The following is a 15,238-nucleotide window of genomic DNA, read 5'->3' as shown; positions in this document are numbered from 1 at the left end:
CCATTTGCCTATGAATATGAGCAATTCATCTATTTGACAGTATGTCATCTGCTTTGCACGTTCCGCGCAACGTGCGGCGCTGGAGGAACGGTGAAGGTCACAGCCATACGGGGCTTCCATGTCGGCTTCGCGCCCAGCCCGGCGCTCGGCAATGCCTCCACCTTCATCCGCCGGCGCGACTTCCTGCTGCTGCAACTGATCGGCGAGGATGGCAGCAGCGGCTGGGGCGAGGTGTTCTCCTCGCCCTTCGCCGCCGCGGCCTTCATCCGGGCGAAGCTTGCGCCGCTCGTGCTCGGCCAGCCCGCGCGGGATCACGGGCGGCTGTACCAGGCCATGGCGGGCACGCTCGCCTATGACCGGCGCGGCGCGGCGATGATGGCGGTCTCGGCGATGGACATGGCACTGCACGACCTCGCCGCGCGCAGCCAGGGTGTGTCCGTCGCGCGCATGCTCGGCGGCGCGCTGCGGGATCGCATGCTCGCCTATGCCTCCGGTCCCTTCATCGCGGAGGGCGGTGATCCCTACGGCGCCTATCCCGCGCAGGTGGACGCGCTGCTGCGCCGCGGCTTCCGTGCCATCAAGCCGCGCGTCGGCGCCGCCCCGCGCAAGGACGGTGCTGCGATGCGCGCCATGCGTCGCCAGGTCGGTGAGAATGTCGCGCTGATGGTGGACATCAACCAGGGTTACACGGTCGGTGCGGCGATCGAATCCGCGCGCCACATGGAAGACGCCGACCTGCTGTGGATCGAGGAGCCTTTGCAGCCCGAGGATATCGGTGGTTACCAGGCTGTCGCCCAGGCGGCGCGTTGCGCCATGGCGGGCGGGGAGGCGCTCGGCAGCCTGGCGGCCTTCCGCGATTTCCTCACCGCGCGCACCTTCTCGGTGTTGCAGCCGGACCTGACCGTCTGCGGCGGCTTCACGGGGATGCGGCGTGTCGCGGCGTTGGCGGATGCCTTCGACGTGCCGGTCATGCCGCATGTCTTCGGCACGCTGGTGAACGCGCATGCCGCGATGCAGATGGGCGCGCTGCTGGCGGCGCGGCGTGGCGGCGGGCCGCTGCCCTATCCCTTCATCGAGATCGACGTCACGCCGAACCCGCTGCTGAACCTGCTCGGCCCGATGGAACCCGATGCGGACGGCTGCATCGCCGTGCCGGACCGGCCGGGCCTGGGGTTCGAACTCGACCCGGCGCGGCTTGAACCCTGGATGACGGATCACTGGCGGCTCGGCGCGGCGTAGCGCCGGGAAGGGGAGAAACATGGCCAACATCACTGGAACGACGCGCCGCCGCGGCCTGCTTGCGGGTGGGCTGCTGCTTGCCGCGACCCGTCTTGCCCGCGCGCAGGCCTGGCCGGCGCGCCCGGTGCGGCTGATCGTGCCCTATCCGCCGGGGGGCGCGAGCGACATCACCGCGCGGCTGCTGGCGCAGGAACTGACGAACGCGCTCGGCCAGTCCTTCGTGGTCGAGAATCGCGGCGGGGCGGCGAGCGTCACCGGCACTCAGGCGATCGCGACGGCGCCGGCGGATGGCACCGCGTTCGGCGTGGTGGACACCGCCTTCCTGGTCAATCCGGGGTTGCTGGGCGCACGGCTGCCCTATGATACGCGCCGCGACTTCACACCGGTCTCACTGCTGGTGCGCGCTTCGCTCGCCTTGGTCGTGCCGGCGTCCGCACCATGGCAGTCCGTGGCGCAACTGGTCGCGGAAGCGCGCGCCAAGCCCGGGGAGGTGACCTTCGGTTCCGCCGGCAATGGCACGGCGGTCCACATGGCGGGCGAGCAGTTCCGCCAGGCGGCGGGTTTCACCTGGCTGCACGTGCCTTATCGCGGCGGCGGACCGATGATCACCGATCTGCTGGCGGGACGCGTGCTGACCGCCTTCGGAACCGTGCCGGCCATCGCCGAGCATGTCCGCGCCGGACGGTTGCGCGCCCTGGCGGTGACGGGATCGACGCGGTCCGCGTTGCTGCCGGATGTGCCGACCATGGCCGAGGCCGGTTTCCCGCAGGTGGATGCCGCGCTGATCAATGCGCTGGTCGGTCCGGCGGGCCTGCAGGAGGGCGTGACCGCGCGCCTGGCCGAGGCATCGCGTGCCGCGCTGGGGGGAATGGCGGTGCGGGCGCGTCTCGCGGAACTCGGCTTCGACCCGGTGGCCGGCACACCGCGGGAGTTGCGGGCCCTCGTCGAGGCGGACATTCCGCGATGGGAGCGGATCGTGCGGGAGGGCGGGATCACGCCGGATTAGGCGCCCATCTCGATCGAGACCGCCCTACCCACCCGCGCCCCAGCCCAACTCCCCAAAGAAGGGAGGGGGATTCGGGGGAGGTTCCCCTCCCCCGCCCTTCCTTTCTTGCAACCCAGCTGCCACTTGCCCCCTGTGCCGCACCGCACTATGGAGGGCCGCCAAGGTTCGGATCGTTGAAAGGTCCCCCATGGCTCCCGACAGCACGCATGACGCCCCCCGCCGCGGCCCTCGCATGATCGAGGAGGCTTACGCCTTCGACGACGTGTTGCTGGTGCCCTCCTATTCCACCGTGCTGCCCTCCCAGACCGACACGCGCACGCGCATGACGCGGGAGATCACGCTGAACATCCCGCTGGTCTCCGCGGCGATGGACACGGTCACCGAGGGCAACATGGCGATCGCCATGGCCCAGGCCGGTGGCATCGGCGTCATCCACAAGAACCTGACGCCCGAGGAACAGGCCGCGCAGGTCCGCCAGGTGAAGAAGTTCGAATCGGGCATGGTGGTGAACCCGCTGACCGTGCATCCCGACCAGACGCTGGCCGAGGTGCGCGCCCTGCAGGACCGCTACCGCATCAGCGGCATTCCCGTGGTGGAACGCGGCTCGGGCCGTCTCGTGGGCATCGTCACCAACCGCGATGTCCGCTTCGCCACCGATCCGAACCTGCGCGTCTATGAACTGATGACGCGGGAGAACCTGGTCACCACCAGCCCGGATGTGCGCCCGGACGAGGCGCGCGCCCTGCTGCACAAGCACCGCATCGAGAAGCTGCTGGCGGTTGATGACGCCTATCGCTGCGTCGGCCTCGTCACGGTGAAGGACATGGACAAGGCGCAGGCCAACCCCAACGCGTCGAAGGATGCGATGGGTCGGCTGCGCGTCGGTGCGGCGACCGGCGTCGGTGAGGACGGCTTCCGCCGGGCCGAGCTGCTGATCGCCGCCGAGGTCGATGTCGTGGTGGTGGACACCGCCCATGGCCATTCTGGCGGCGTGATGGAAGCGGTGGAGCGCATCAAGCGCCTGTCCAATTCCGTGCAGGTGGTCGCCGGCAACATCGCAACACCCGAAGGCGCGCTCGCGCTGATCGAGGCAGGTGCCGATGCGGTGAAGGTCGGCATCGGGCCGGGTTCGATCTGCACGACGCGCATCGTCGCCGGCGTCGGCGTGCCGCAGCTGACCGCGGTGATGGAAAGTGCCGCGGCGGCGCGGGAGAAGGGCGTGCCGGTCATCGCCGATGGCGGCATCCGCACCTCCGGCGACCTCGCCAAGGCGATCGCCGCCGGGGCTGACTGCGCCATGATGGGCAGCGTCTTCGCCGGCACGGATGAGGCGCCGGGCGAGGTGTTCCTCTACCAGGGCCGTTCCTACAAATCGTATCGCGGCATGGGCAGCCTGGGCGCGATGGCGCGCGGGTCGGCCGATCGCTACTTCCAGGCCGAGGTGCAGGACACGCTCAAGCTGGTGCCCGAAGGCATCGAGGGGCGCGTGGGCTACAAGGGCCCGGTGGGCACGGTGGTGCACCAGATGGTCGGCGGCCTGCGTGCGGCGATGGGCTACACCGGCTGCGCGACGGTGCCGGACCTGCAAACCAATGCGCGGTTCCGCCGCATCACCGGCGCCGGCCTGCGGGAGAGCCACGTTCACGACGTCGCGATCACGCGCGAGGCGCCGAACTACCGCGCTGAGGGATAAGGCAGATCCCGAGCAGGCGGACCGCCTGATCGGGTGAAGCGAACAGCAGCGATTCCAGCAGGCGATACTTGGCGCGGCGCGGCCGTCTCGGCCATGCTCGCGGCCGGGGCAGATCCCGTCCGGGCGACGCATGGCCCGGATGGGCGAAGATGCCCGTATCGACAGGGCGTGGGAGCGGCACCCCGGCGCAGTGGCGCAGGGTCGGCGCCCGGCGTCAGGAGCCTGTGCCATGCCTGCGCCCGAAGCGATCGTCTTCGACGCCTATGGGACCCTTCTCGACGTGAATGCGGCGATGGCGCGGGAGGCCGCCCGGCTCGGCCCGCGGTGGGAGGCGCTGTCGGCCGAATGGCGTGCGAAGCAGTTGGAATACACCTGGGTCCGCAGCCTGACCGGGGCCGCGCATTACGAGAATTTCTGGCTCTGCACCCGCGATGCGCTGCACTTCGTCTTCGCCAGCAACGGCATCGCCGATGCAGCGCTGGAGACGGCGCTGATGGCGGCCTACCACACCCTGCCGCCCTATCCCGAGGTGGCGGAGGTGTTGGCGGCGATCCGCGCGAAGGGGGTTGCGGTCGCCATATTGTCGAACGGAACGCCCGGCATGTTGGCCGATGCGATTGAGGCGGCGGGACTCGCGCCGCTGGTGGATGAGGTATTGAGCGTGGAATCTGTTGGGATCTTCAAGCCCGACCCCCGGGTGTACCGGCTGGCGACGCGGCAGTTCGGCTGTTCGGCGGACCGATTGGTCTTCGTGTCCGGCAATGCCTGGGATGCGCAGGCGGCGCATGCGGGCGGCATGCAGGTGGTGCGGGTGAATCGCGCCGGGGCACCGGACGAATACGGCCTGGCGGAAGCCGGCGTGCCGGTGTTGCGGGACCTTTCCGGCCTGGCCGACCTGCTGCCGTGACACCATCCGCACGGACTGCCGCCGCGATCGACCTGATCGCGGTGCTCGAGGAACAGTGCTTCGCGCCCGAGGCGCGCCGCCGCCCCGCCGATGCGGTGGCGAGCGACTTCTTCCGCGCTCGCCGCTTCATCGGCGGCGGCGACCGGCGGGAAGTGTCGGAACGCGCCTGGGGCGTGGTGCGGCAGAAGCTGCGCCTGGAATGGCATCTCGGGCGGCTCGGCGTGACGCCGACGCCGCGGCTGCTGTTGCTGGCGCAGATGCTGCTCGGCCGCGGCGGCGACCACGGCCGGGGCCGACAGGCTGCGGAGGCCGCCTTCGATGATTCGCATTACGGGCCGGCGGCGCTCGATGCCGCCGAACGGCGCGTGGCAGCCGCGCTGGACGGCAGGCCGCTGATCGACCCGGCCATGCCCGAGGGGCCGCGGCTGAACCTGCCGGATTGGGTGCTGCCGGCCTTCGCCGCGCGCTTCGGCCCCGCACTCGAGCGGGAAGCCGCGGCGCTGGAGGCGGAAGCGCCGCTCGACCTGCGCGCCAACCTGCTGCGGACGGACCGCGACGCCGCAGCCACGCTGCTGGCCGGGGAGGGGCTGGCAGTGGTGCCGACACCCTTCTCCCCCTGGGGCCTGCGGCTGCCCTCGCGCCGCCCGGTCACCGGCACCCGGGCCTTTCGCGACGGGCTGGTCGAGGTGCAGGACGAGGGCAGCCAGTTGATCGCCCTGCTGGCCGATGCGCGGCCCGGGATGCGCGTGGCGGATTACTGCGCGGGGGCGGCGGGCAAGACGCTCGCCATGGCGGCGACCATGGGCAATCGCGGCCGGATTACTGCCTGCGACACCTCCGCCGCGCGGCTGGAAGGCGCGGCGCGGCGGCTGAAGCGCGCCGGGGTGGACAATGCGGAGCGGCATTTGCTCGCACCTGGGGATCGCTGGGCGAAGCGGCGTGCCGGGTCCTTCGACCGCGTGCTGGTCGATGCGCCATGCACCGGCACCGGCACCTGGCGGCGCAATCCCGATGCGCGGCTGCGCACGCGGCCGGAGGACCTCGCCGAGCTTGTTGCGGTGCAGCACCAGATTCTCGACAAGGCCTCGGAACTGGTGCGCCCGGGCGGGCGGCTGGTCTACGCTACCTGTTCCCTCCTGCCGCAGGAGAACGAGGAGCAGATGGACCGCTTCCTGGCGCGTGCCCCTGGCTTTGTTCCGGTTCCGCTGGAGCGGCTCTGGGCGTCGCTGCGTCCGGGCGTGGACCCGCCCTGCGCCGGCCCCTGGCTGAGCCTGTCGCCGGGCGGGCAGGGGACCGACGGCTTCTTCTGCGCGGTGCTGGAGCGCGGCGCGTGATCAGCATCCGCCGCGCCCGGCCCTCCGACGCGCAGGCGATCGGGGAAATCCACGCGGCGGTGTGGCGTTCGACCTATGCCGGCATCCTGCCCGATGCCTATCTGGCCGGGCTGTCGGCGCAACGCCTGGCGGGATTCTACCAGCGCGCGGTGCTGGATCGGCGCGAAGGCCATGCGGTCTTCGTCGCGGTGGCCGGCGGGCTGGAGGCGCCGGACGGGGCGACGGTGGTGGGCTTCGCCTCCGGCGGGCGGGCGCGGCGGCCGGGCATCGCGGAAGGGGAGGTGGAGACGCTCTACCTCCTGGAGGATTGGCGGGAACGCGGGGCCGGGCGGCGACTGATGCGCGCCATGGGGGCGCATCTGCGCGCCGTGGGCTGCCGGTCGGCCATGTTGTGGGTGCTGGCCGACAATCCGACGCGCTGGTTCTACCGCCACCTCGGCGGGCGCGAGGTGGCGCACGAGGACATCCGCGTCGGCGGCCAGACGGTGGAACAGGCCGCCTTCGTCTGGGATCCGATCGAGGCCTTGCTGGCCGCGACGGCGCCGGTGCAGGAGCGGTAGGGCACTCGCTGCCTCCTGGCGGTACGGGGCCTCCTGCGCGACTCGTCTTGCCCGAAGCGCCCGCCTGTGCTTCACGCCGCCATGGCCGACCCCACCGCTTCCGCCCCCGCCCGGCACGACCATGTGCTGATCCTCGACTTCGGCAGCCAGGTGACGCAGCTGATCGCGCGCCGCCTGCGCGAGAGCGGGGTCTATTGCGAGATCTGGCCGTTCAGCCACGCCCCTGAGGACCGCATCCGCGCCTTCGCGCCGCGCGGCATCATCCTGTCCGGCGGCCCGGCTTCGGTGAACGAGGGCGAGAGCCCCAAGGCGCCGGCGCATGTCTTCACCTATGGCGTGCCGGTGATGGGCATCTGCTACGGGCAGCAGACCATGGCCGCGCAGCTGGGCGGCGTGGTGGAAGGGTCCGACCATCGCGAATTCGGCCGCGCCTTCGTGGACGTGACCGGCGAATGCGCCATCACCCAGGGCGTTTGGGCGCCGGGTGCGCGCGAGCAGGTGTGGATGTCCCATGGCGACCGCATCACCGCGCTGCCGCCGGGCTTCCGGTCGGTCGCGTCCAGCGAGGGCGCGCCCTTCTCCGTCATCGCCGATGACGAGCGCCGCTTCTACGGCACGATGTTCCACCCGGAGGTGGTGCACACGCCGCATGGCGCGGCACTGCTGAAGAACTTCACCCATGGCATCTGCGGCTGCGCCGGCGACTGGACCATGGGGGCCTATCGCGCCGAGACCATCGCGAAGATCCGCGCGCAGGTCGGCACCGGGCGCGTGGTATGCGGGCTGTCGGGCGGCGTCGATTCCTCGGTCGCCGCGGTGCTGATCCATGAGGCGATCGGCGACCAGCTGACCTGCATCTATGTCGATCACGGGCTGATGCGCGCGAATGAAAGCGCGCAGGTGGTGAAGACCTTCCGCGACCGCTTCAACATCCGCCTGATCCATCGCGACGCGTCGGAGCTGTTCCTCGGCCAGCTGTCCGGCGTCACCGACCCGGAGGTGAAGCGCAAGACCATCGGACGCCTGTTCATCGAGGTGTTCGAGGAGGAGCAGAACAAGCTCGGTGGGGCGGATTTCCTCGCCCAGGGCACGCTATATCCGGACGTGATCGAAAGCGTGTCGGCGACCGGCGGGCCGTCGGTGACCATCAAGTCGCACCATAATGTCGGCGGGCTGCCCGAGGGGATGCGCATGCGCCTCGTCGAGCCGCTGCGCGAGTTGTTCAAGGATGAGGTGCGCGAACTCGGCCGCGAGCTGTCCATCCCCGAGGAGATCGTCGGCCGCCATCCCTTCCCGGGGCCGGGCCTCGCCATCCGCATTCCCGGCGAGGTGACGCGGGACAAGGCTGACCTGCTGCGCAAGGTGGATACCGTCTTCCTCGAGGAGATCCGCGCCGCCGGGCTGTATGACGCGATCTGGCAGGCCTTCGCGGTGCTGCTGCCGGTGCGCACCGTGGGCGTGATGGGCGATGGCCGCACCTACGACCAGGCCTGCGCGCTGCGCGCGGTGACCAGCACGGACGGCATGACGGCGGATGTCTATCCCTTCGACATGGCCTTCCTGTCGCGGGTGTCGAACCGCATCGTGAACGAGGTGCGGGGGATCAACCGGGTGACCTACGACATTACGTCGAAGCCGCCCGGGACGATCGAGTGGGAGTGAGGAGGCAGGCGGCGGCGATCGCCGCCGCTTTGGCCGGACCGGACGCCCGCTGCGCCGCTGCTACGCCGCGGTCCTGAAGCCCTCGATCTGCGCCTGCATCGCCCGCTGGAAGGCCGGCCGCGCCGCGCAGCGCCGCCTGTAGGCATCGAGGCCGGGATAGCTGCCGAGCAGGTCGGTGTGATCGAGGATGCGCAGGACGTCGACCATCATCAGGTCGCCGACGGTGAAGCGTCCTTCGAGATAGTCCTTCGCGCCGAGGGCAGTCTCCAGCTGTCCCAGGCGATCGCGCACCAGCTTCTCGACCATCGGGCGCGCCTCCTTTGTCCAGGCTTCCTTCGCATGGAAGAAGTCCATGCTCGCAAGCTGCTGGATCCAGGTCTCCACGGAGTTGAGCGCCGCGAACACCCAAGCGGTGGCGCGCTCCCGCCCGATGCGGTCGCGCGGCATCAGCGTCTCGCTCTTCTCCGCGATGTAGAGAGCGATGGCGCCGCTTTCGAACAGGACGAGGCCGTCCTCCTCGATCGCGGGCGCCTGGCCGAAGGGCTGTCGCGCCAGATGTTCGGGCGACCGCTGTTCGGGCCCGAGCGTCAGGGTGCGAACCTCGTAGGGCAGGCCGGCCTCCTCCAGCGCCCAGCGCACGCGGAACGCGCGCATGAGAGGCGCCGCGAAATCCGGAACCCAGGCGTAGGTCGTGAGCGTGATCATGTGCGCACTCCGTTCTGCTCGGCCACGGCGATGTTCTCGACGTAGATCTGTTGCTTGTTGAAGAGCGAATTCCAGCCGCCGACATGGCTGTCGCGGATCGCGGCGGTCGGGAATGGCGCCTGGTGAAACGTCTGGACTGTCCTTCCATCCGTCTCGGCCAGGGTGACGGTCACGAGCGTTTCGTCATGGAGACCGGAATCCTCGCGCCACTGGAAGGTGAAGACGATGCGCCTGTTCTTCTCCACCTCGCGGATCACGCCGCCGAACCTCGAAACGCCGTATTGCCGCGACGCCATGGCACCTCGCCACGGCCGGCCAGGGGTCAGTTCCCAATCGAGTTCGATCGCGGTGAAGGTCTCGGGGCCCCACCACCTCAGCATGTGATCGCGGCTTTCCCAGAGGCGGAACACCAGCGCGGCCGGCGCGTCGAATGCGCGCTCGATCAGGAGTTCGTCCTCGCGAAGGGCGCTCATTGCTTCCTCCCACCTTTTGGCGCCTCGGTCAGCTCGGTCAGAAGCGCTTCCATCCGGTCGAAACTGCCCGACCAGAAGCGGCGATACTTCTCCAGCCAGCCATCGACATGCTGCAGCGGCCCGGGTTCCAGCCGGCACGGTCGCCACTGCGCATGGCGCCCCCGCGTGATCAGCCCCGCGCCTTCCAGCACCTTGAGATGCCGTGAGATCGAGGGCAGCGAGATGTCGAATGGTTCGGCCAGCTCGTTCACCGTTGCCTCGCCCTGGCTCAACCGGGCGAGGATCGCCCGGCGGGTGGGATCGGCCAACGCGGCCAGTGTCACGCTGAGAGGGTCGGTCATCTGGCGTATTTAGCTCATTTGCTAATTAGCATAATGGCTAAATAATAAACCCAATGCCGCGGGTCAAGGGCAACCGATGCCATGCGCGCCCAGTCGCGCCGCGGCGCCGGTTGCGCCGTCCCCGGGGCACGCCCATCGTGGCGCTTGGGAACGGTGACGGGCCGGGGGGGGAACGCAGGATGGAATTGTGGGCACTCACCGCGACCGAGGCCGTCGCACGGCTGCGCCGGCGGGAGGTTTCGCCGCTCGACATGGTCGAGGCCGCCGCCGCGCGCATCGAAGCCGTCGAGCCGCGGGTCAATGCCCTGCCGATCCGCTTCCTCGACGTCGCGCGCGACGAGGCGCGGGGCTTCCGGGCTGAGGCGAAGGACCATCCCGGCTGGCTCGCCGGCCTGCCCATCGCGGTGAAGGACTACAACGACGTCGGCGGGCAACTGACCACGCTGGGCTCGCCGATCTACGCCGACCACATCGCGGCGCAGGATGACCGCACCGTCGCGACGCTGCGCGGCAACGGCGCCATTCCGCTCGCCAAGTCGAACGTGCCGGAATTCGCCGGCAGCCACACCTTCAACCCGGTCTGGGGCGTGACGCGCAACCCGTGGAACCTCGGCTTCACGGCCGGTGGTTCCTCGGGCGGCGCGGCGGCCGCGCTGGCGGCGCACGAGGTATGGCTCGCCAACGGCTCCTGCCTCGGCGGGTCGCTGCGCATCCCCGCAAGCTTCTGCGGCGTGGTCGGGTTGCGCCCGAGCGCCGGCGTGGTGCCGCGCGGCGATGGGCTGCCCGCCTTCGACAGCCTGTGGGTGGACGGGCCGATGGCGCGCACCGTGCCGGACCTCGCGCTGATGTTGGATGCGATGGTGGGCCTGACGCCGCACGATCCGCTGTCACGCCCGGTGCCGGAAGGCGGCTACCAGGCAGCGATGGCACGCGGCCGCCCTCCGCGCCGCATCGGCTTCAGCGCCGATCTCGGGCTGCGACGGATCGACCCGGCGGTGGCGTCGATCTGCGAGGCCGCGGCATCCCGCTTCACCGCCATGGGCACCGCGGTGGAGGCTGCCGCCCCGGATTTCTCCGGTGCCATCGACTGCTTCCAGGTGCTGCGCGCGCTGCTGTTCGCCGATGTCCGTGGCGCCCTGCTGCCGGCGGAGCGCCATCGCATCAACCCCGACATCGTCTGGAACATCGAGAAGGGGCTGACGCTGACGGCGGATGAGATCATCACGGCCATGCGCGTCCGCGCCGCGCTATTCCACCGCGTCGCGCGTTTCTTCGACAACCACGACCTGCTGGTCTGCCCCACCGTCGCCGTGCCGCCCTTCCCGGTGGAGCAACGCTTCCCGACCGAGATCGCCGGCGAGAAGCTAACGACCTATATCGACTGGATGTTCCTGACCTTCGCCATCACGCTGACGGGCTGCCCGGCGATCTCCGTGCCGTGCGGGGTGACGCAGGATGGTCTGCCGGTCGGGCTGCAACTGGTGGGGCGCCCGCATGGCGATGCGGATCTGCTCGGCCATGCGCGGCTGATCGAGGAAGCGCTGGGCTTCCACCAGAAGGTGATGGATGCCTGACGTGCTGAAGGCGGCACTCTGCCGCCACATCGACGAACGGCGCGACGACGTCATCGCCCTGCTGCGCGACTTCCTGCGTATCCGCTCGGTCAACCCGCCGGGCGACATGCGGGAGGCGGCGGATTTCGTGCGCGGCATCCTCGACCGCTTCGGCCTGCCGCATCGCACCGTCGCGGCGCGGGAGGACATGCCCAACATCATCGGCCGCTGGGATGCGGCGCGGCCCGGGCGGCATCTGGTCCTCAACGGCCACATGGATGTGTTTCCCGTCTCGGACGAGCGGCTGTGGGCCGCTGGGATCGAGGATGGCTGCATCGTCGCGCGCGGCGCCTCCGACATGAAGACCGGCACGCTCGCCTCCATCCTGACCTGGTGCCTGCTGCATCCCTATCGCGACCGGCTGTGTGGCGCGCTGACGCTGACCGTGGTGTCGGACGAGCAATCCGGCGGTCGCTACGGCACCAAATACCTGTTCGACGAGCATGCCGAGGCGATCACCGGCGATTGCTGCCTGAACGGGGAACCGAGCGGCCTTGGCAATCTTCGCTTCATGGAGAAGGGGACGCTGCGCTTCTCGCTCTCCGCCGCCGGGCCCGGCGGGCATGGCGGGTATCCGCATCGCGCGAACAACCCGATCCAGCAGGTCGTCGGCGCGACGCAGGCCCTCTACGACCGATACCACCGTAGGCTGGCCGAGATGCCGGAAGACTTCGCTGCCGTGCTGCGGTCCCCCGAAAGCGTCGCGGCGGCGGACGCGATCCTGGGGCAGGGCGCGGCGGACAACGCGCTGCGGATCACCGTCAATGCCGGCATCATCGAAGGCGGGCGCAAGGCGACGCAGATCCCGACCGCCTGCACCGTCCATGTGGACATGCGTTTCCCCGTCGGTCCCGACCGCGACCGCGTGCGGGGCGAGTTGCCCGCGCTGGCCGGCGAATTCGGCTGCACGCTGACGATCAACGAGGATCACAGCTACCCCGCCAGCAGCACCGATCCCTTCGGCGAGATGGCGGAAATCCTGCGGGCCAACACCCGCGCGCTGCTGGGCCTCGACGCGCCACCGGTGTGCAGCCTGGGTGGCACCGATACGCGCTACTGGCGTTGGCGTGGCATTCCCGCGGTGATCTGCGGGCCCTCGCCGCTCAGCATGGGGACGGACAACGAACACGTCACCATCGATGAAGCGATCGCGGTGCTGAAGCTGCAGGTGATGTGCGCGATCGACTATCTCTCGGTGCCCGGCTGAGATGTCGAAGGCGACGCGCGCGACCACTGCGCTGGCGAAGGCGGGTGCGACCTTCACCGTCCACAGTTACGACTACGATCCCGATGCGGACAGCATCGGATTGCAGGCGGCCGAGGCGCTGGGCGAATCCCCCGCGCGCGTGCTCAAGACGCTGATGGCGCTGGTCGATGGCAAGCCGGCCTGCGTCATCGTCCCCTCGGATCATGAGGTGTCGATGAAGCGCCTGGCCGCGGCGTTCGGCGGCAAGTCGGCGCAGATGATGAAGCCGGCCGAGGCCGAGCGCGTCACCGGCTACAAGGTCGGCGGCATCAGCCCCTTCGGCCAGGCGCGGCCGGTGCGCACTGCGATCGAGGAACAGGCGCTCGCGCATGATCTGGTGTTCATGAATGGCGGACAGCGCGGGTTGCAGGTGCGGTTGAACCCGCGCGATGCCGTGGCGCTGCTGAAGGCGGTGGTGGCGCCGGTGGTGGCATAAGCGCCGCTCGCCGCGATCGTCGTCAGCGTCGGTCTCATGCCGGTACGACAGGCCTTAGTTGCGACGCGTCGTGACGCTTCAGCTCCTGATCGACGATGGTCCGCGAGCCTCACGAGCCTTGCATGAAGTTCTTGATTTGTTCTAATCTGCGGCGCAGGGGGATGTACAAGTGCAGGGTCACGCACATGCAAGGCGTCCTCGATCTTCCCGGACTGACGAAGAAGCATTCCTGGCCGCTCTACTTCGGCATCCGGCCGGATGCCGAAACGGCAGAGCGGATGCTGCGGGTGCAGGGCAGCATCCTGTCGGGCCTTGCTGGCCCGTGGAGCCCAACCGGGAGGGAGCGCCTCCATCTTTCTCTGCTTCTCGTCGAGATCGCGCTGCGCGTCCGCCCCGCGGCCCGGTATGGGGCCATCATGGCCGCGCGGCGCGTTACCATGCCACCCTTTGAAGTTTGTTGTCGCGAAGCGGTCAGTTTCGCGCCGCTGCACCGCGATGGCGACAGCCCGCTGGTGCTGAGGGCCGAAAGTCCCGCCATCGCGGAACTGCATCGGCAGCTCCGCCTGGCGATGGCGCGACCAGGGTGCACGATACCGATGGAGATCGCACCACACGTCACATTGGCGCGCGGGGCGCAGCGACTGCCCTCTCGCGCCATCGAGCCCATCCGCTTCACCGTGCGCGACTTCGCGCTGGTCTGGAGCGCCGAGGAGTATCAGGTGGTCGAGGTCTTCCCGCTGGGAGGATGACGCTTGGCTCAATCCCGCCCCGGATCCCCGAGCGGAAAGAAGTGCCGGTATGGCCGCGCCTCCTCCAGCACGCGCGCATAGGACGGCCGCGCCAGCAGCCGCGCGCGATAGGCGCGCAAACCTGGGCATGTCTCGGGGATCGGCTCCGACCAGTCGGCGTAGAGCAATCCCGGCGCGGCGGCGCAGTCCGCCAAAGTGAACGCATCGCCCGCCGCCCAGCGCCGGCCGGCCAGGTGCCGCTCCAGCCAGGCATAGGCGGTCTGCAGCGTCGCGCGTGCGTGTTCGACGCCGACCGGATCGCGCCCACCGTCCGGGCGCAGCGGATCGGTCGCCACCTTCTGCATCGGCACCAGCACGTAGTTGTCGAAGACGCGGTCGAGCAGCCGCACTTCCGCCGCCGCATCCGCATCGGCAGGAATGAAGCGCACCGGGCCGGGGTGATGGCGGTCGAGATGTTCGATGACGATGCTGGATTCCACGACCGTCGCATCGCCATCCACCAGCACCGGGAATTTGCGGAAGGGCCAAAGCGCGATCAACGCCTCGCGATCCTGCGCCTTGCCAAGATCGATGTGGCGGTAGGCGAAGGGCGTCGCGTTCTCGTACAGCGCGACCAGCGCCTTCTGACAGAAGGCGGCAAAGGGGTGGGCGTAGAGCGTGAGGGCCATCGCTGTCAGCCTCCCTTGGCGCGGCGGTAGCGCAGGATCACCGAACCGACGTCGAGGCGCTGGCATTCCACCAGCATCATGGCGGCTTCCGGTCGGCCTTCGCGGAACAGCCGTTTGCCGTCGCCGAAGAATTGCGGCGTCAGCATCAGCCAGAACTCGTCCACGAGGTCCGCGGAGAACAGCGCCTGCGCCAGCCCCGCCCCGCTGAAGGCGAAGATGTCGCCGCCGGTCACCTCGCGCTTCAGCCGTGCCACCTCGGCCGCGAGGTCGGGGCCGGCAATGCGGCCGTTCCAGCCCGGATCGCCCGTCAGCGTGCGCGAGAGCACCGTCTTGGGCAGCGCGTTCATCGTCCCGGCATAGGGGATCGAAGCGGCGACGGAATTCGGGTCTGTGTCCGCCGGGCTCCAGAAGCCCTTATTGAATTGGAAGTTCACCCGTCCATAGAGCAGGTGCTTCGCGCGGGAGAGCGCGCGGTTGGACCATTCGCGCCCGACTTCCTCCGACCAGGGCGGGGGCGCGAAGACGCCGCCGGGCTTTTCGATATAGCCGTCCAGGCTGGTGAAGACGGTGAAGACCAGTTCGGCCATGCGTGCGTTCTCCTCCGTT

At 69.6% G+C, this 15,238-nt stretch carries 16 protein-coding genes; 11 read left to right on the top strand and 5 right to left on the bottom strand.

Annotated features, from left to right (window positions below; all coding sequences use genetic code 11):
* The first annotated feature begins 90 nt into the window (after window positions 1–90).
* The 7 genes from AC2YHJ_RS05190 to guaA all read left to right on the top strand — a co-directional run bounded on the left by AC2YHJ_RS05190 (window position 91) and on the right by guaA (window position 8,401).
* Window positions 91–1,239, top strand: coding sequence for a mandelate racemase/muconate lactonizing enzyme family protein (locus tag AC2YHJ_RS05190; protein WP_487394427.1), 1,149 nt, complete (start codon window positions 91–93; stop codon window positions 1,237–1,239).
* Window positions 1,240–1,258: 19 nt separating this feature from the next.
* The gene (locus AC2YHJ_RS05185; protein WP_487394426.1) at window positions 1,259–2,245 is read left to right on the top strand and encodes a tripartite tricarboxylate transporter substrate binding protein; all 987 of its coding nucleotides are present in this window, start codon (window positions 1,259–1,261) and stop codon (window positions 2,243–2,245) included.
* A gap of 187 nt (window positions 2,246–2,432) precedes the next feature.
* Window positions 2,433–3,938, top strand: a complete 1,506-nt coding sequence (gene guaB / locus AC2YHJ_RS05180) for an IMP dehydrogenase (protein WP_487394425.1) — start codon at window positions 2,433–2,435, stop codon at window positions 3,936–3,938.
* 229 nt (window positions 3,939–4,167) lie between these two features.
* Window positions 4,168–4,845, top strand: a complete 678-nt coding sequence (locus AC2YHJ_RS05175; RefSeq protein ID WP_487394424.1) for a haloacid dehalogenase type II — start codon at window positions 4,168–4,170, stop codon at window positions 4,843–4,845.
* On the top strand, window positions 4,842–6,179 hold the full coding sequence (locus AC2YHJ_RS05170; protein ID WP_487394423.1) for an RsmB/NOP family class I SAM-dependent RNA methyltransferase: 1,338 nt from the start codon (window positions 4,842–4,844) through the stop codon (window positions 6,177–6,179). The genes AC2YHJ_RS05175 and AC2YHJ_RS05170 overlap by 4 nt, the downstream gene beginning before the upstream one ends.
* Entirely contained in the window at window positions 6,176–6,739 is a 564-nt protein-coding gene (locus tag AC2YHJ_RS05165; protein WP_487394422.1) for an N-acetyltransferase family protein, read from the top strand. The genes AC2YHJ_RS05170 and AC2YHJ_RS05165 overlap by 4 nt, the downstream gene beginning before the upstream one ends.
* A gap of 81 nt (window positions 6,740–6,820) precedes the next feature.
* Window positions 6,821–8,401, top strand: coding sequence for a glutamine-hydrolyzing GMP synthase (gene guaA / locus AC2YHJ_RS05160; RefSeq protein ID WP_487394420.1), 1,581 nt, complete (start codon window positions 6,821–6,823; stop codon window positions 8,399–8,401).
* Window positions 8,402–8,461: 60 nt separating this feature from the next.
* On the opposite strand, the gene AC2YHJ_RS05155 is transcribed toward guaA, so the two are convergent.
* Genes AC2YHJ_RS05155 through AC2YHJ_RS05145 form a run of 3 tightly spaced genes read right to left on the bottom strand, consistent with a single transcriptional unit; the run spans window position 8,462 to window position 9,920 of the window.
* On the bottom strand, window positions 8,462–9,106 hold the full coding sequence (locus tag AC2YHJ_RS05155) for a glutathione S-transferase family protein (protein ID WP_487394419.1): 645 nt from the start codon (window positions 9,104–9,106) through the stop codon (window positions 8,462–8,464).
* Window positions 9,103–9,579: an SRPBCC family protein gene (locus AC2YHJ_RS05150; RefSeq protein ID WP_487394417.1), complete on the bottom strand. Its 477-nt coding sequence runs from the start codon at window positions 9,577–9,579 to the stop codon at window positions 9,103–9,105. The genes AC2YHJ_RS05155 and AC2YHJ_RS05150 overlap by 4 nt, the downstream gene beginning before the upstream one ends.
* Complete coding sequence (locus tag AC2YHJ_RS05145; RefSeq protein ID WP_487394416.1) at window positions 9,576–9,920, bottom strand: ArsR/SmtB family transcription factor; 345 nt, start codon at window positions 9,918–9,920, stop codon at window positions 9,576–9,578. The genes AC2YHJ_RS05150 and AC2YHJ_RS05145 overlap by 4 nt, the downstream gene beginning before the upstream one ends.
* A gap of 179 nt (window positions 9,921–10,099) precedes the next feature.
* On the opposite strand from AC2YHJ_RS05145, the gene AC2YHJ_RS05140 reads away from it, so the two are divergent.
* From AC2YHJ_RS05140 to AC2YHJ_RS05125, 4 genes are all read left to right on the top strand, one after another.
* Window positions 10,100–11,494, top strand: coding sequence for an amidase (locus AC2YHJ_RS05140; protein ID WP_487394415.1), 1,395 nt, complete (start codon window positions 10,100–10,102; stop codon window positions 11,492–11,494).
* The gene (locus AC2YHJ_RS05135; protein WP_487394413.1) at window positions 11,487–12,740 is read left to right on the top strand and encodes a M20/M25/M40 family metallo-hydrolase; all 1,254 of its coding nucleotides are present in this window, start codon (window positions 11,487–11,489) and stop codon (window positions 12,738–12,740) included. The genes AC2YHJ_RS05140 and AC2YHJ_RS05135 overlap by 8 nt, the downstream gene beginning before the upstream one ends.
* A 1-nt stretch (window position 12,741) precedes the next feature.
* Window positions 12,742–13,215: a Cys-tRNA(Pro) deacylase gene (gene ybaK, locus AC2YHJ_RS05130; RefSeq protein WP_487394411.1), complete on the top strand. Its 474-nt coding sequence runs from the start codon at window positions 12,742–12,744 to the stop codon at window positions 13,213–13,215.
* A gap of 95 nt (window positions 13,216–13,310) precedes the next feature.
* A complete protein-coding gene (locus AC2YHJ_RS05125; RefSeq protein WP_487394410.1) occupies window positions 13,311–13,964 on the top strand; it encodes a 2'-5' RNA ligase family protein in 654 nt (217 codons plus the stop codon).
* Window positions 13,965–13,972: 8 nt separating this feature from the next.
* Here AC2YHJ_RS05125 and AC2YHJ_RS05120 read toward each other — a convergent pair whose 3' ends face one another.
* Both AC2YHJ_RS05120 and AC2YHJ_RS05115 read right to left on the bottom strand, forming a co-directional pair.
* Entirely contained in the window at window positions 13,973–14,632 is a 660-nt protein-coding gene (locus tag AC2YHJ_RS05120) for a glutathione S-transferase family protein (protein ID WP_487394409.1), read from the bottom strand.
* 5 nt (window positions 14,633–14,637) lie between these two features.
* Window positions 14,638–15,219: a dihydrofolate reductase family protein gene (locus AC2YHJ_RS05115; protein ID WP_487394408.1), complete on the bottom strand. Its 582-nt coding sequence runs from the start codon at window positions 15,217–15,219 to the stop codon at window positions 14,638–14,640.
* Window positions 15,220–15,238: the final 19 nt, after the last annotated feature.

It is taken from the genome of Roseomonas sp. SRI_022 (assembly GCF_057586215.1).
This window is presented reverse-complemented; position numbering and strand designations above follow the sequence as displayed.

Excerpts from the sequence above, each read along its gene's own strand:
- AC2YHJ_RS05150 (WP_487394417.1), bottom strand. The coding sequence starts at position 9,579 with ATGAGCGCCCTTCGCGAGGACGAACTCCTGATCGAGCGCGCATTCGAC.
- AC2YHJ_RS05185 (WP_487394426.1), top strand. The coding sequence starts at position 1,259 with ATGGCCAACATCACTGGAACGACGCGCCGCCGCGGCCTGCTTGCGGGT.
- AC2YHJ_RS05145 (WP_487394416.1), bottom strand. The coding sequence starts at position 9,920 with ATGACCGACCCTCTCAGCGTGACACTGGCCGCGTTGGCCGATCCCACC.
- guaA (WP_487394420.1), top strand. The coding sequence starts at position 6,821 with ATGGCCGACCCCACCGCTTCCGCCCCCGCCCGGCACGACCATGTGCTG.
- AC2YHJ_RS05155 (WP_487394419.1), bottom strand. The coding sequence starts at position 9,106 with ATGATCACGCTCACGACCTACGCCTGGGTTCCGGATTTCGCGGCGCCT.
- AC2YHJ_RS05140 (WP_487394415.1), top strand. The coding sequence starts at position 10,100 with ATGGAATTGTGGGCACTCACCGCGACCGAGGCCGTCGCACGGCTGCGC.
- AC2YHJ_RS05135 (WP_487394413.1), top strand. The coding sequence starts at position 11,487 with ATGCCTGACGTGCTGAAGGCGGCACTCTGCCGCCACATCGACGAACGG.
- guaB (WP_487394425.1), top strand. The coding sequence starts at position 2,433 with ATGGCTCCCGACAGCACGCATGACGCCCCCCGCCGCGGCCCTCGCATG.
- AC2YHJ_RS05125 (WP_487394410.1), top strand. The coding sequence starts at position 13,311 with ATGGTCCGCGAGCCTCACGAGCCTTGCATGAAGTTCTTGATTTGTTCT.
- AC2YHJ_RS05175 (WP_487394424.1), top strand. The coding sequence starts at position 4,168 with ATGCCTGCGCCCGAAGCGATCGTCTTCGACGCCTATGGGACCCTTCTC.
- AC2YHJ_RS05115 (WP_487394408.1), bottom strand. The coding sequence starts at position 15,219 with ATGGCCGAACTGGTCTTCACCGTCTTCACCAGCCTGGACGGCTATATC.
- ybaK (WP_487394411.1), top strand. The coding sequence starts at position 12,742 with ATGTCGAAGGCGACGCGCGCGACCACTGCGCTGGCGAAGGCGGGTGCG.
- AC2YHJ_RS05120 (WP_487394409.1), bottom strand. The coding sequence starts at position 14,632 with ATGGCCCTCACGCTCTACGCCCACCCCTTTGCCGCCTTCTGTCAGAAG.